Source organism: Thiopseudomonas alkaliphila (genome assembly GCF_001267175.1).
Lineage (GTDB): Bacteria > Pseudomonadota > Gammaproteobacteria > Pseudomonadales > Pseudomonadaceae > Oblitimonas > Oblitimonas alkaliphila.
In genome coordinates this window covers 1,945,268-1,958,051 of record NZ_CP012358.1, presented here as the reverse complement: position 1 = coordinate 1,958,051, position 12,784 = coordinate 1,945,268, and the positions used below count along the sequence as shown (strand labels likewise).

The window sequence follows — 12,784 nt, the reverse complement described above, 5'->3', positions numbered from 1 at the left end:
CCCGTTATATTTAGCGCTGGTTTAGGCGCGGTAAATAATTTCACCATTGAGCAGGGTATAGCGCACATGCCCCGGCAAGGTTTCACCCATAAACGGACAATTGCGACCTTTCGAATACCAACGCTCACCTACCGTGATGCTCTGCTGCGGATCAAATAACACCAAATCGGCAACCGAGCCAACCGTCAGTCGGCCTGCTTTTAAATTCAGAGCTTGTGCTGGGCCATAGGTTAAGCGGGCAATCGCGGTCGGTAAATCCAATAGCCCCTGCTCAACTAAACGTAACGCTAAGGGTAAAAGAATTTCAATGCTGCTAATACCAGGTTCAGTATCGGCAAACGGCGCTAGCTTCGCATCGCGCTCTTGGGGCTGATGGTGGCTAGCAATTGCACCAATGACTCCAGACTTCACCGCTTCGAGTAAGCCTTGCTGATCTTCTTGTGAGCGAATCGGCGGAATAACATGGTAGTCACTAGAAAAATCGATTAATTCTTCGTCATTTAATAGCAACTGATACATTGCCACATCAGCCGTCACCGGCAGACCACGGGCTTGGGCTTTAGCAATTAAATAAGCGCCTTTAGCAGTGGTAATCTGGCTAAAATGCGCCCGTACCCCACTTTGCTCAACCAGTAGTAAATCCCTAGATAACGCCACGGTTTCAGCGGTTTCTGGAATGCCCGCTAAGCCACGGAAGCTCGCGGTTTTACCTTCGTGAGCAATACCACCGGCAGCTAAATCAGCGTCTTGAGGTTGAAAGATCACAGTTAAATCAAAGGTCGCAGCGTACTCTAAGGCATGGCGCAACACGCGGTTATTCACAATCGGCTGCAAACCATTAGTAAAGGCCACACAACCAGCTTGTTTTAAGGTAACTAACTCTGCTAATTGCTCACCTTTTAAACCTTGGGTTAGCGCACCTAAAGGATATACCTTGGTAAAGCCTTGATCGCGGGCTTTTTCTAAGATTAAGTCAACCACCGCTGCAGTATCGGTTACCGGTTTGGTAAAGGGCGTACAGCATAGGCTAGTTACTCCACCGACTGCGGCAGCGAAGGTTTCGCTGGCAATATTGCCTTTACGGCCATAGCCTGGCTCGCGCAGCGAAGCGGCTAAATCGACTAACCCTGGTGCTGCCACTAAACCATGGGCATCGATCATTTGATCGGCCACAAAATCACGGGGCATCCGTCCGATCGCAACCACCTTACCGGACTGAATAAAAATATCGGCTACTTGATCTAGCTGATTGGCTGGATCAATTAAACGGGCGCCACTGATCTGAATTCGCATGTTAGTTGATCTCCTGTGCCGCTAAACGCTCAAACTCATTCCGTTGCTCCATCTGCCCGCTCATCGCCATAGACAACACTGCCATGCGTATCGCAATGCCGTAAGTAACTTGATTTAAGATCAACGACTGGGCGCTATCGGCTACCGCTGATTCAATCTCTACGCCACGATTAATCGGCCCTGGGTGCATCACAATGGCATCTGGTTTAGCTAAAGCTAGCCGCTGCTCTGTGAGCCCATATAAACGAAAAAACTCGCCATGGCTAGGCAGCAGCCCACCTTGCATCCGCTCGCGCTGTAAGCGCAACATAATGATCACATCCACGTCTTTGAGGCCCTGCTCAATATCGTGATAAACCGATACCCCATACTGCTCTAGCCCCACAGGCAATAAGGTTTTTGGCGCAATCACTCGAATATCTGGGCAACCTAAAGTCTTCAGCGCCAACATATCTGAGCGCGCCACTCGCGAATGCAGAATATCGCCAACAATAGCCACCGATAACTTAGAAAAATCCCCCTTATGTCGACGAATGGTCAACATATCGAGCATCCCCTGAGTCGGGTGTGCATGACGGCCATCACCGCCATTGATAATCGCTACATTGGGGCTGACATGCTCGGCAATAAAGTGGGCAGCGCCTGAGTCGGCATGGCGCACCACAAACATATCGGCCGCCATCGCTTCAAGGTTACGCAAGGTATCGGTCAGGGTTTCACCTTTACTAGTCGACGAGGTTGAAACGTTGAGCGTTAATACGTCGGCTGATAAACGCTTAGCTGCCAGTTCAAAGGTGGTGCGGGTACGGGTCGAGTTTTCAAAAAACACGTTACACACTGTCATTCCACGCAGTAACGGCACTTTTTTAACTGCTCGAGCGCCCACCTCTAAAAAGGAATCGGCTGTGTCCAAGATTTCGGTGAGCATCTCTTTCGGTAATCCATCCAAAGAGAGAAAGTGTCGCAAGCGACCGTGTTCATTAAGTTGCAAAGGACAAGCAGCAAATTTAGAGGGCATGGGCGTTTCCAGTATGACAATTACGCAAGAGTTCTTAGCTCAATGGCTAAAGGTTCAGGTCCGGTTAATTTTACTCGCTGCGCGGCAGGTAAAGTAAGTGTTGCCCCGACAATATCAGGGCGAATCGGCAATTCGCGAGCATTTAAATCTAATAAGCAGACTAAGGTCACGCTGGCTGGGCGACCATAATCAAACAGTTCATTCAGTGCTGCACGAATGGTTCGGCCACTCATTAACACGTCATCAATTAACACTAAATGCTGGCCTTCGATATCAAAGGGCAGCTGTGATGGGCGGACTAATGGGTGCAGCCCTTTGCGGCTAAAATCATCGCGATAAAAGGATACATTTAAGGTTCCCAATGGCTGATCAGCTCGATTCATTGCTGCTAATAAGGCATTAGCCACCCATACCCCGCCAGTTTGAATACTGACAAAGTGGGGTTGTTCAATTTGCCGCTCGGCTAAATACGCCTCTAGCTGCTGCGCCATTACCGGTAATAGGTCATGGGGTTGAGGTAAAGTCATGGCTCCTCCTAGTGTTGCACAAAGTGTTCAAGCCATCCCTGTAATAACAGCGCTGCTGCTATGGCATCCACAGGTCGCTCACGAAAATTTTTAGCATAGTCACCGGCTTGCAAACGCTGTCCCTTGGCTTCAAAGGTAGTCAGACGCTCATCATGCATAAAATAAGTGACATTGAAACGTCCTTCTAAACGGCGCGCAAATTTCTCTGCCCGCTCACACATCTCACTACGGCTCCCATCCATATTTAACGGTAAACCCACCACCACTGCATCGGGTTGCCACTCGTCGAGCAGTTGCGCGACTTGCTCCCAATTAGGTACACCATTTTGCGCTTTGAGGGTGGTCAGCTCACGCGCTTGGGCGGTGACCGTTTGTCCAACTGCCACACCAATTTGGCGGGTGCCATAGTCAAATCCCAGCACTGTTTGAATCGATTGCCCACTCATGCATGACCTACTTGGGTAGAGAGTTGGTTAAGATTAATCCCCAGCAGCGCAGCAGCTTGGGCCCGCTTTTCAGTGGCTGGTGTGTCAAAGATAATGCGTTCAGTAGCGGGTACCATAAGCCAACTGTTAGCCGCTAACTCTTGCTCTAACTGCCCCGCATCCCAACCGGCAAAACCTAGCGCAATCAGGCTTTTTGCTGGCGCATCTTGCTGGTCAGCAATGGCAAACAATACGTCTTGTGAAGTACTTAAGCGTAAGCCGTTAAGCTCAATGCTTTCGCGATAGTTTTGTTCAGCTGAATGCAGCACAAAACCACGTCCAGTGTCTACTGGCCCGCCATTATGCACACTATGCATAAAACCCGTAGGCGCCGTATTTTCTGGACGTAACTGCTGCAAAATATCCGATAGATTAAGCCCACTGGGCTGATTAATAATCAGCCCCATTGCCCCTTTGGGGCTGTGCTCAACCAGATACACCACAGACTGGCTAAAATAGCTGTCCTGTAAATTGGGCATAGCAATTAAAAAGTGATGCCGTAATGAAACAAAATTATCTTTTTTCATGTACACCATTCTACTCTACTAAGGTACTTGAATAAGCTTTACACATAGCTTTTCAGCTAAAATCCTCTCTGAGCGAATAAACAACAGTCTTCAATCAAAGCAATAAGAGCTCAACACTTGAATGCAGCAGCTAAACTCTTAGACAAATGCTTATTTGACAATAAACAATAAAAACTAGTTGGCGAATAGCATACAAATACTTTACAGAAAAATTAACAGCACCCTGGATGTAATATCAATGATTAAGATATTAGATGCTGTTAACTTAACGCTAAAACTTATGCTTTTTCAGAAACCTTTTGCTCAATTACATCCATCAAGCGTGCAGCTATTTTTGTATCGTAAGCCTGATCAATCTCGCGAATACATGTTGGGCTGGTGACGTTAATTTCAGTTAAACGATCACCAATCACATCTAGGCCAACAAAGAGTAAACCCCGCTTACGTAACTCTGGGCCGACCGCCTTAGCAATGGCTAAGTCTTGCTCGGTTAAGGGGCGCGCCTCACCACGTCCGCCAGCCGCCAAGTTGCCGCGGGTTTCACCTTGTGCTGGAATTCGTGCCAAGCAATAAGGTACAGGCTCACCATCAATCATCAAAATACGCTTATCACCTTCCACGATCGCTGGCAGATAAGCTTGTGCCATAATTTGTTGAGTACCATGTACTGTTAGAGTTTCTAAAATTACAGATAAGTTCGGATCTCCCTCTCGGTGTCGAAAGATAGACGAGCCACCCATGCCGTCTAACGGCTTGAGAATTACATCTTTTTGCTCTTGCACAAACTGACGAATAATATCAGGACGACGTGAAACTAAAGTGGTTGGAGTTAACTCAGGAAATAACGTCGCAAATAGCTTTTCATTACAATCGCGCAAACTGGCAGCTTTATTTACCACTAGACAACCTGCTTGCTCGGCTTGCTCTAATAAGTAAGTGCTATATAAAAACTCATTATCAAATGGAGGGTCTTTGCGCATTAAAATGACATCAAGCTCACCTAGTGCTAAATCAATTTCATGATCCAACTCAAACCAATGCTCAGAATCGTTAAAAACACGTAAGGGACACATTTTTGCCCGCACCTCAGAACGAAGCTGGTACAGATCATGCGGCTCCATATAAAATAACGACCACCCTTTGGCCTGAGCTGCAAGTAACATCGCTAAGGTGCTGTCTTTATAGAATGCAATCTCATCAATGGGATCCATTACCACGCCGACTTTTAAGGACATATTGGTTAACCACCTATGTAAAATTGTGCAGTTCTAGCTTAATAAAGGCCTAGGCTACACGTTAGAAGTATAAAAAATTATTGTAAGATCTAAGGTTAATGAAATACCAATCTCTTTTTTCCGTAACCTAACATAGTTACAGGGTAGCAATCACTTTAATTAAATTAACTGTTGAACGACACAGTAAATAACTCATTGCCCCAATGTAAACGTTGCATTGTTAGTCTCCTAAATTAGAATTCCCGTCCAATACCAAGGCATACTAATCAGTTAGAGCCCCAGCATTGGATTAGCTAAATAAGGCCGAGCGATGCTAATCACTTGAGGTAAGCGAATGCGCATGGCCACCGGTAAATGATCAGAAATGGTAACCGGCAATACTTCTACGCTTTCTAACTCTAGCTCTGAGGAAATTAAAATATGATCCAAGCAGCGCTGGGGCTTCCAGCTAGGAAAGGTTGCTTCTAATTGCGGGGCCCGTAGCTTTAGTTCAGCTAGGGGCGAGTTATTCAGCAACACATCTGGCAGGGTATTCATATCGCCCATCAAGATGCAGTGTTTATAATCGCTGACTAACTCTTTGACATACTCCAACTGCCGATTACGGACCCGAGCGCCTAAGGCTAGGTGCATCATCACCACGGCCACTTGCTGCTCACCGTGGCCAATGGGCATCAAGATTGCACCTCGACCAGGCGGTCCAGGCAAGGGATGATCTTCGATAAATTCTGGCTGAAAACGCGCCAGCAAACCATTACTGTGCTGGGCAAAGTGCCCTAAATTGCGGTTGAGCTGTTGATACCAATAAGGAAAGTGCGCCAGTTTAGACAGATACTCCACTTGATTGATATATCCCGAACGTAAACTGCCGCCATCTACTTCCTGCAGTGCAACCACATCAAACTGACTCACTAACTGGGCAATCCGATGCAAATTATTGTTGCGTTGTTGGTGCGGTAAAATATGCTGCCAGCTACGGGTGACATAGTGGCGATAAGCTGCGGTATTAATGCCTACCTGAATATTAAAACTCAGTAGGCGCAATATCCCGTCATCCACCCACACTTTATTATCCACCAAAAAGTGTTCATTCACTTCGGGCTGACAGGGAGCGACTAAGCGGTCCTCAGGACGACGGGATAAAATCATAATACGCGCTACTTACTCTTATTCAGACTCAGTCGCTTGGCGCTCTTGAGCAATCAGGGCATCGGCCAGTTCAGTGGTTTCGGTTAAGCCACCAGCCATACCAATATCAAAACGGTATTTGCCGTTAATTACCAAGGCCGGTACACCTTGTACTTGATACGCCATAGCTTGTTGGCGGGCTTTTTCCATTTGGCTTTTAACCCCAAACGAATTCCAAGTTTTGTTAAAGGTGTCTTGATCAATGCCATCGGCCTCTAAGAAGCTGGCAATTTCTTTGGCATTGGCTAAGCGCTGTTTTTTGTTATGCAACGCATCAAATACTCGGTCGTGCACTTTCTGCTCAACCTTTAAGGCCTGCAAGGTATAGAACAATTGGCCATGCACATCCCAAGCACCACCAAACATCGCTGGCATTTTGACGAAGTTGACGTCTTCAGGCAGCTGCTCAACCCAAGGATTAAGGGTCGGCTCTAACTGATAGCAATGGGGGCAGCCGTACCAAAACAGCTCTACTACTTCAATTTGATCTTTTTTCGAGACCGCCACAGGGCTCTCTAATACTACGTAGTTGGTTCCCGCCACTGGCTCAACCGCCAAGGCTTGGGCTCCGAATAAACAACTGGTTGCAAGAAAAGAAGATAACAGTAGTTTGCGCATCGATGGCTCCCAAATTAGGTCAATTTAAGCTGTTTAAGACGCTTAATTAATCATTAAATTCAAATTATTCAATTCGACTCGGACTAAGTATACGTCCGTTATCCAGCCAATAGCTAAGCGATAAATATACTGTAATAAGTTAATCCAATGGCAGCCTAAACTGCACCGGAGCTGGCCTTTGCCCTTCAGTTAAATAGGTTTGCTCAGTAATCTGACACTCACTTGACAACAAACGCACTAAGGTCGTCGCTCGCGTTCCGTAGTGCTCACCGCGGATAAAAATACTCGACAATAACCGCTCAGCAGTTAAGCCCACTCCGGTATCGGGCAAAAACTCATCCTCTGCGCGCTGTGAATCTTGCATTAATGCCAATAGTTGCTGATCACTAGCCGTGCGGTAACAAGCACTAAAGGCCGTACGCAAACGCACCAACTTAGGCCAGGGTGTATCTAGACTGGCATTACATAAGGCATAAATTCCTGGACTTAAACGCTGAGGCTTAATTTGAGTCGAGTTAAAAAACCACAGTTGCTGGCGGTTACCCAGCAGTAAATTAAAGCCACTATACAGCCCCCGCTCGGCAACGACCTGCTGTAGATAGTGCTCGGGACTCAACTGCGCTTGCAGAAAGTCACTGACTAGTTGCCCACGAGAGCGCGGCCCTTCCGCTAAGTTTAAGTCGCGAATATTAGTCAGCGCCGCAACACTGCCCTGACTATTAACCCCCAACCAAGTGCCCTGAGCATCTAAATCACGTCCTGCCACAATCTGCGGCTGATCTGGCCACGCGGCTAAGGGCGCACTAGGGCGCGCCAAAAACTCATCACGATTAGCCAATAACACAAGCGGCTGTTCAGTACCTGGCTGCCAAGCAAAGACTAATAAACACATGGCCACCCTCCTATTCTGCCCGTGGATTAATTAGTGTCGAGGCGCTGAGGCCGGCTCCACTTTAAAAATCACGCCATTTTGCCCGGTGATGCGCACGGCACTACCTGCAGCCAGCTCCGGACCTTCCACCAACCAAAAGCTGTCATTTAGCCTGATCTTACCGCGACCATTAATAATCGCCTCATGCAGTAACACTTCACGTCCTAGGTATTCTTTACCTAGGTTATTCAGGCTAAAGGCTTCTGGTGCGCGCAATTTAAGACGTTTCCACCAAATCACAGCCGTGACTAACGCTAGGCAACCAAACAACGTCAGCTGCAAGGTCCAAGGCAAAGGGAACAATGCAAGTACTGCGGCCACTAGGGCCGCAGAAATACCAAACCATAAGAAATAGCCAGCTGTCCCAAATACCTCAACTATCAATAGTAAACCGGCGATTGCCAGCCACGTCCATGGTGTCAGTTCGGTTAACAGCGCACTCATTTATTTCTTTCCGTCAAATGCAGCCTTAATGATTTCACCCACCCCTGCAACCGAGCCAACTAACTGGGTAGACTCTAAGGGCATCATGATAATTTTACTGTTATTGGCAGAGGCGACCTTGCCTAAGGCATCCACATACTTTTGTGCCACAAAGTAGTTCACCGCATGCACGTTACCCTCAGCAATCGCCTCCGATACCATGCGCGTAGCTTCTGCTTCTGCTTGGGCAGCCCGCTCACGGGCTTCGGCTTCAAGGAACGCCGCTTCACGTTTACCTTGGGCGGTTAAAATTTGTGATTGCTTTTCACCTTCTGCAGTTAAAATCTCTGCTGCCCGCTTACCTTCAGCTTCCAGAATTTGCGCCCGCTTAATGCGTTCTGCTTTCATCTGACTAGCCATCGCGTCCACTAGATCCGCTGGCGGGGTGATGTCTTTAATCTCAATCCGGGTGACTTTAATCCCCCAAGGCGCAGTAGCATGGTCCACCGTGGTCAGTAAGCGCTCATTAATAGAGTCGCGCTGACTTAACATATGATCCAGCTCCATTGAGCCTAATACCGTGCGAATATTGGTCATGACTAGGTTGCGAATGGCATATTCCAGATCACTCACCTCGTAGGCCGCGCGCGCAGCATCAATCACTTGAAAGAAACACACAGCATCAATCCGCACAATGGCGTTATCAGCACTGATCGCCTCTTGCGGTGGAATATCCAATACCCGCTCCATCATATTGAGCTTACGGCCAATGGTATCCATTACAGGTACAATCACATTCAGCCCAGGTTTTAAGGTTTTGATATAGCGCCCAAAACGCTCTACAGTCCACTCATCACCTTGAGGCACCACCTTGAAGCCCATAAAAATAATGGCGGCGATTAAGCCAAAAAAAACAATAACTGCCGTTCCCATATCCATCTTTAATTCTCCGCTGTGTATGTCTAATCAATGTACGCCTGCGTCTTCACAGCAGAGCAGCACATCCTGTTATAAGGATTATTTAACCAGTTGTTTCCACGCCGATAAACGACGTAACTCAATTAATCGCTCAATAAGCTGTGCCGCTGGAGTCATCACCACTTGTTCTAATTCATCACTGGCAACCGTTGCCTCAGCACTTGGCCACTGCTCGGTGGTTTGGCTGAGGCTATAAATAGCCCGTAAACTGCCCAATAGTTGATCAATCTCAGCCAGCGCCAACTGCTCGCGGGCTAACTCTAGCCAGACTAATATCCGCGCTAGCCGTGGCTGTTGCTCATTAATGCGTTGCGGCTCTCGTAGGTAGTCAGTCACTGATAAAGCGTGCAACTCATCTTGCAAGAAGTGGCTTAGCCAATTCACTAACAACGCTTGGCCTTGACGTTGCCCCTTAGCATTACGCCCAACTTGCCAGGCCTGTTGCTCAATCCAGAGCGCCATGGCCAGTACAAACTGGCCCCAGGCCGGTTGCTGTAACCACTCATTGAAACTGGCTGCAACTTGCTCACGGGCACTTTGTTGCTGGCTCCCTGCTTGGATCTGGGATTGCCAATGAGCAATAACGCCTTCTAATTGCTGACGTAAATGGGCGGTAGTTTTACGGGGTGCGGCTAAGCCCAAACTGCTCAGGAAGGCTTTTAACTGAGCCACCTGCTGCAGCCATTGCTCAAACAACTTCCACTGCCCGGTAAAGCGATAGTGCTCAGCTAAACGCTGACTATTACCGAGTAAGTACCCACTACAAGCGGCAATCGTTTGATCTAGGGTATCCTCCTGAGCTAAGTGCAATTTAGCTAAGCGGAGTGCATAGTGTTCAGCACCTAACAAGCGGTAACCTCGCTCGGCTTTACTCACATCACAGGGTAGCAAAACTACCTCAGCTGCTAATTGCTGAGCGACAATCAACAAGGCCACTGCGGGTCCTTGACGCAACTCAAGCTCCACTTCGCAGATTGCCTCACTGCCTTGGGCTGTCGTCACTTGGCCCTGATCCAGCGCCAGCTCAATCACTACTGGCTGCCCTTCATAGTCAAAGGCTAGTTCCAGTAACTCTCGGCTAAAGTCAGTGCGAAAAATCGGCTGCAACTGTGTTTTATCTAAGTCATTAAGTTCAATCGGCCAGCAGCTGTCATCAAGGCGTGTTAGGTCTAATTGCTCGCTGGTGAGTGGCCACTCCCACTCATTACGCGCTGCTAAACCGGCCACACTTTGGCCTCGGGTTTTTAGCGTTTGGATCAGTTGCTGACCATCTTGGCGAATCCGCAGCGCCACTGCTGAATGCGCCAAACGACAGTCCGGGGTATCAAAATACTGATTATTTAGCTGCTTAGTTTGCCAAGCCGTATCTTTTTGTAACTTTGCTACAACTGTAGACTGACGCAAGGCCTGCAAGCCTTCTAGCGTTGTTTGCAGCTTAATTTCTGTTTCAATTGCCATGTTTTACCTGTTTAAAAACGCTGAAAGCGCAAGGATGCTAGTCGAGCGACAGTTCCCACCGTATAATTAGCGCCATCATTGGAAACTGAGCGTTGCTCGCTATGTCAATTAATCCCTTTGTTAGCTTGTTTGGTCGTTCCCCTATCGGGCCGATGCAACAACATATTGCTAAAGCACATGAATGTGCGACCCACTTAGTCCCGTTCTTTCAAGCGGTTATCGCCGAAGATTGGCCTAAAGTGACTGAAGTTCAGCAAGAAATGTCGCGTCTTGAAAAAGAAGCTGACAAGCTGAAACGAAACGTGCGCATTCACCTGCCTAAAAGCCTATTTTTACCTGTGCCACGCTCAGACTTATTAGAGCTGCTCAGTGTACAGGACAAAGTAGCCAACCGCGCAAAAGATATCGCTGGACTGATGACAGGCCGTCAAATGACTATTCCACAGCCTATGCAACTCGCCATGTTGGCGTATGTGCAGCGCAGTGTGGATGCCAGCGAACAAGCGTTGCGGGCCATGAACGAACTCGATGAAGTCTTAGAAACCGGCTTTGGCTCTCGCCAAGTGGCGCGTATTACTGGGATGATCGAAGTGCTAGAAGATATCGAGCACGATACCGATCGTATCCAAATTGAAGTACGCCGCTCTCTCTACGCACTGGAGAAGGATTTGCCTCCAGTCGATGTGATGTTCTTATACACCATTATCGAATGGATCGGTGATGTCGCTGACCGTGCCGAGCGAATCGGTAACCGTCTGGAACAACTGTTAGCGCGTTAAGGTAACGCGCTAAGCTTTTTACTAGCGGAATTATTTATATGTCTTTTCTCGCCGACTACGGCTTCGTACTCTTGGTGCTGGCTTGTCTATTTGGTTTTTTTATGGCGTGGGGGGTCGGTGCAAACGACGTCGCTAACGCCATGGGAACTTCGGTAGGCTCCAAAGCGTTAACCATTAAACAGGCGATTATTATCGCCATGGTCTTTGAATTCTGCGGCGCTTATCTCGCAGGTGGTCAGGTTACCGAAACCATTAAAAATGGCATTGTGGATATGGATGTCATGACACCAGACTTACTAGTCTTGGGCATGATGTCGGCACTCTTAGCCGCTGGTACCTGGCTAATGATTGCCACCAGTAAAGGCTGGCCGGTCTCTACCACCCACTCTATTATTGGTGCGGTGGTTGGCTTCTCAGCCATTGGCGTGTCCTTCGATGCAGTGCACTGGGCAGCGATTATTCCGATCACCATGAGCTGGGTTGTTACGCCCTTCTTATCTGGAATTTTGGCCTTTGGTTTATTTGTCAGTGTACAAAAACTGATTATTAATACCGATGATCCGTTCGCCAATGCTAAGCGCTATGTACCTTTCTATATGTTTGTCACCGGCTTTATGGTGGCAATTATGACCCTGTCCAAGGGGTTAAAGCATGTGGGCTTAGACTTATCGGATGAGCAAAGTATTTTACTGGCCATCGGGGTGGGTATTTTAGTGATGCTGCTTGGTATCTTGTTGCTGCGCAACATTAAGGTCGACACCCAAGCCAATAACAACACCTACTTTGCGGGAGTTGAAAAAGTCTTTGCGATCCTAATGATCTTCACCGCCTGTTCTATGGCCTTTGCCCATGGTGCTAACGACGTAGCCAACGCAGTCGGTCCCTTAGCGGCGATTGCCGGTGTGATTCAGTCCGAAGGCTTAACCGAGCTCACCACGAAATCAGCCGTACCCGCTTGGGTACTGTTGCTCGGCGCCCTAGGGATTGTGATCGGCTTAGCCACTTACGGCTATAAAGTCATTGCCACCGTAGGTGGACAAATTACCGAACTTACTCCAAGCCGTGGCTTTGCTGCTGAGCTTGCTACTGCTTCAACGGTGGTAGGCGCTTCAGCCATTGGCTTACCGGTATCGACTACCCACACCTTAGTCGGGGCGGTCTTAGGCATCGGTTTAGCCCGCGGTATTGGCGCACTTAACTTACGCGTGATTGGTTCGATTTTTATGTCATGGGCCATTACCTTACCAGCCGGTGCGTTCTTAGCGATTATCTTCTTTAGCATTTTAAAGCTGATTTTCCTCTAAGCTACAGCGTTAACCGAAAC

General features: G+C 48.0%; 14 protein-coding genes. 2 read left to right on the top strand and 12 right to left on the bottom strand.

All coding sequences use genetic code 11. From position 1 onward, the window contains the following. Positions 1 to 21: 21 nt before the first annotated feature. The 12 genes from AKN87_RS09435 to AKN87_RS09380 form a co-directional block, all read right to left on the bottom strand. Complete coding sequence (locus AKN87_RS09435) at positions 22 to 1,293, bottom strand: dihydroorotase (protein WP_053103272.1); 1,272 nt, start codon at positions 1,291 to 1,293, stop codon at positions 22 to 24. 1 nt (position 1,294) lies between these two features. Further along, on the bottom strand, positions 1,295 to 2,311 hold the full coding sequence (locus AKN87_RS09430) for an aspartate carbamoyltransferase catalytic subunit (protein ID WP_053100881.1): 1,017 nt from the start codon (positions 2,309 to 2,311) through the stop codon (positions 1,295 to 1,297). 20 nt (positions 2,312 to 2,331) lie between these two features. Beyond that, the gene (pyrR, locus tag AKN87_RS09425; protein ID WP_053100880.1) at positions 2,332 to 2,838 is read right to left on the bottom strand and encodes a bifunctional pyr operon transcriptional regulator/uracil phosphoribosyltransferase PyrR; all 507 of its coding nucleotides are present in this window, start codon (positions 2,836 to 2,838) and stop codon (positions 2,332 to 2,334) included. A gap of 8 nt (positions 2,839 to 2,846) precedes the next feature. Further along, positions 2,847 to 3,284: a Holliday junction resolvase RuvX gene (gene ruvX / locus AKN87_RS09420; protein ID WP_053100879.1), complete on the bottom strand. Its 438-nt coding sequence runs from the start codon at positions 3,282 to 3,284 to the stop codon at positions 2,847 to 2,849. After that, positions 3,281 to 3,850, bottom strand: coding sequence for a YqgE/AlgH family protein (locus tag AKN87_RS09415; RefSeq protein ID WP_053103271.1), 570 nt, complete (start codon positions 3,848 to 3,850; stop codon positions 3,281 to 3,283). The genes ruvX and AKN87_RS09415 overlap by 4 nt, the downstream gene beginning before the upstream one ends. 278 nt (positions 3,851 to 4,128) lie before the next feature. Then, the gene (gene gshB, locus AKN87_RS09410) at positions 4,129 to 5,085 is read right to left on the bottom strand and encodes a glutathione synthase (protein ID WP_053103270.1); all 957 of its coding nucleotides are present in this window, start codon (positions 5,083 to 5,085) and stop codon (positions 4,129 to 4,131) included. A 270-nt stretch (positions 5,086 to 5,355) separates the two neighbouring features. Continuing rightward, on the bottom strand, positions 5,356 to 6,231 hold the full coding sequence (locus AKN87_RS09405; RefSeq protein ID WP_053103669.1) for an endonuclease/exonuclease/phosphatase family protein: 876 nt from the start codon (positions 6,229 to 6,231) through the stop codon (positions 5,356 to 5,358). 21 nt (positions 6,232 to 6,252) lie between these two features. After that, positions 6,253 to 6,891, bottom strand: a complete 639-nt coding sequence (locus AKN87_RS09400) for a thiol:disulfide interchange protein DsbA/DsbL (RefSeq protein ID WP_053103269.1) — start codon at positions 6,889 to 6,891, stop codon at positions 6,253 to 6,255. A gap of 139 nt (positions 6,892 to 7,030) precedes the next feature. Then, positions 7,031 to 7,783, bottom strand: coding sequence for an NRDE family protein (locus AKN87_RS09395; protein ID WP_053103268.1), 753 nt, complete (start codon positions 7,781 to 7,783; stop codon positions 7,031 to 7,033). Positions 7,784 to 7,813: 30 nt separating this feature from the next. Continuing rightward, entirely contained in the window at positions 7,814 to 8,266 is a 453-nt protein-coding gene (locus tag AKN87_RS09390) for an NfeD family protein (protein WP_053103267.1), read from the bottom strand. Further along, positions 8,267 to 9,184: an SPFH domain-containing protein gene (locus tag AKN87_RS09385; protein WP_053103266.1), complete on the bottom strand. Its 918-nt coding sequence runs from the start codon at positions 9,182 to 9,184 to the stop codon at positions 8,267 to 8,269. Positions 9,185 to 9,262: 78 nt separating this feature from the next. Further along, positions 9,263 to 10,681 carry a CYTH domain-containing protein gene (locus AKN87_RS09380; protein ID WP_053103265.1) on the bottom strand — a complete coding sequence of 473 codons (1,419 nt, stop codon included), beginning with the start codon at positions 10,679 to 10,681 and terminating at the stop codon, positions 9,263 to 9,265. A gap of 101 nt (positions 10,682 to 10,782) precedes the next feature. Between AKN87_RS09380 and AKN87_RS09375 the strand changes: the two genes are divergently transcribed. Both AKN87_RS09375 and AKN87_RS09370 read left to right on the top strand, forming a co-directional pair. Next, positions 10,783 to 11,460: a TIGR00153 family protein gene (locus AKN87_RS09375; protein WP_053100866.1), complete on the top strand. Its 678-nt coding sequence runs from the start codon at positions 10,783 to 10,785 to the stop codon at positions 11,458 to 11,460. A 38-nt stretch (positions 11,461 to 11,498) separates the two neighbouring features. Then, positions 11,499 to 12,764, top strand: coding sequence for an inorganic phosphate transporter (locus tag AKN87_RS09370; protein WP_053103264.1), 1,266 nt, complete (start codon positions 11,499 to 11,501; stop codon positions 12,762 to 12,764). Positions 12,765 to 12,784 lie beyond the last annotated feature (20 nt).

Bases quoted from the DNA above. Each gene is read 5' to 3' on its own strand.
- AKN87_RS09435 (WP_053103272.1), bottom strand. From the start codon at position 1,293: ATGCGAATTCAGATCAGTGGCGCCCGTTTAATTGATCCAGCCAATCAG.
- AKN87_RS09430 (WP_053100881.1), bottom strand. From the start codon at position 2,311: ATGCCCTCTAAATTTGCTGCTTGTCCTTTGCAACTTAATGAACACGGT.
- pyrR (WP_053100880.1), bottom strand. From the start codon at position 2,838: ATGACTTTACCTCAACCCCATGACCTATTACCGGTAATGGCGCAGCAG.
- ruvX (WP_053100879.1), bottom strand. From the start codon at position 3,284: ATGAGTGGGCAATCGATTCAAACAGTGCTGGGATTTGACTATGGCACC.
- AKN87_RS09415 (WP_053103271.1), bottom strand. From the start codon at position 3,850: ATGAAAAAAGATAATTTTGTTTCATTACGGCATCACTTTTTAATTGCT.
- gshB (WP_053103270.1), bottom strand. From the start codon at position 5,085: ATGTCCTTAAAAGTCGGCGTGGTAATGGATCCCATTGATGAGATTGCA.
- AKN87_RS09400 (WP_053103269.1), bottom strand. From the start codon at position 6,891: ATGCGCAAACTACTGTTATCTTCTTTTCTTGCAACCAGTTGTTTATTC.
- AKN87_RS09395 (WP_053103268.1), bottom strand. From the start codon at position 7,783: ATGTGTTTATTAGTCTTTGCTTGGCAGCCAGGTACTGAACAGCCGCTT.
- AKN87_RS09390 (WP_053103267.1), bottom strand. From the start codon at position 8,266: ATGAGTGCGCTGTTAACCGAACTGACACCATGGACGTGGCTGGCAATC.
- AKN87_RS09385 (WP_053103266.1), bottom strand. From the start codon at position 9,184: ATGGATATGGGAACGGCAGTTATTGTTTTTTTTGGCTTAATCGCCGCC.
- AKN87_RS09380 (WP_053103265.1), bottom strand. From the start codon at position 10,681: ATGGCAATTGAAACAGAAATTAAGCTGCAAACAACGCTAGAAGGCTTG.
- AKN87_RS09375 (WP_053100866.1), top strand. From the start codon at position 10,783: ATGTCAATTAATCCCTTTGTTAGCTTGTTTGGTCGTTCCCCTATCGGG.
- AKN87_RS09370 (WP_053103264.1), top strand. From the start codon at position 11,499: ATGTCTTTTCTCGCCGACTACGGCTTCGTACTCTTGGTGCTGGCTTGT.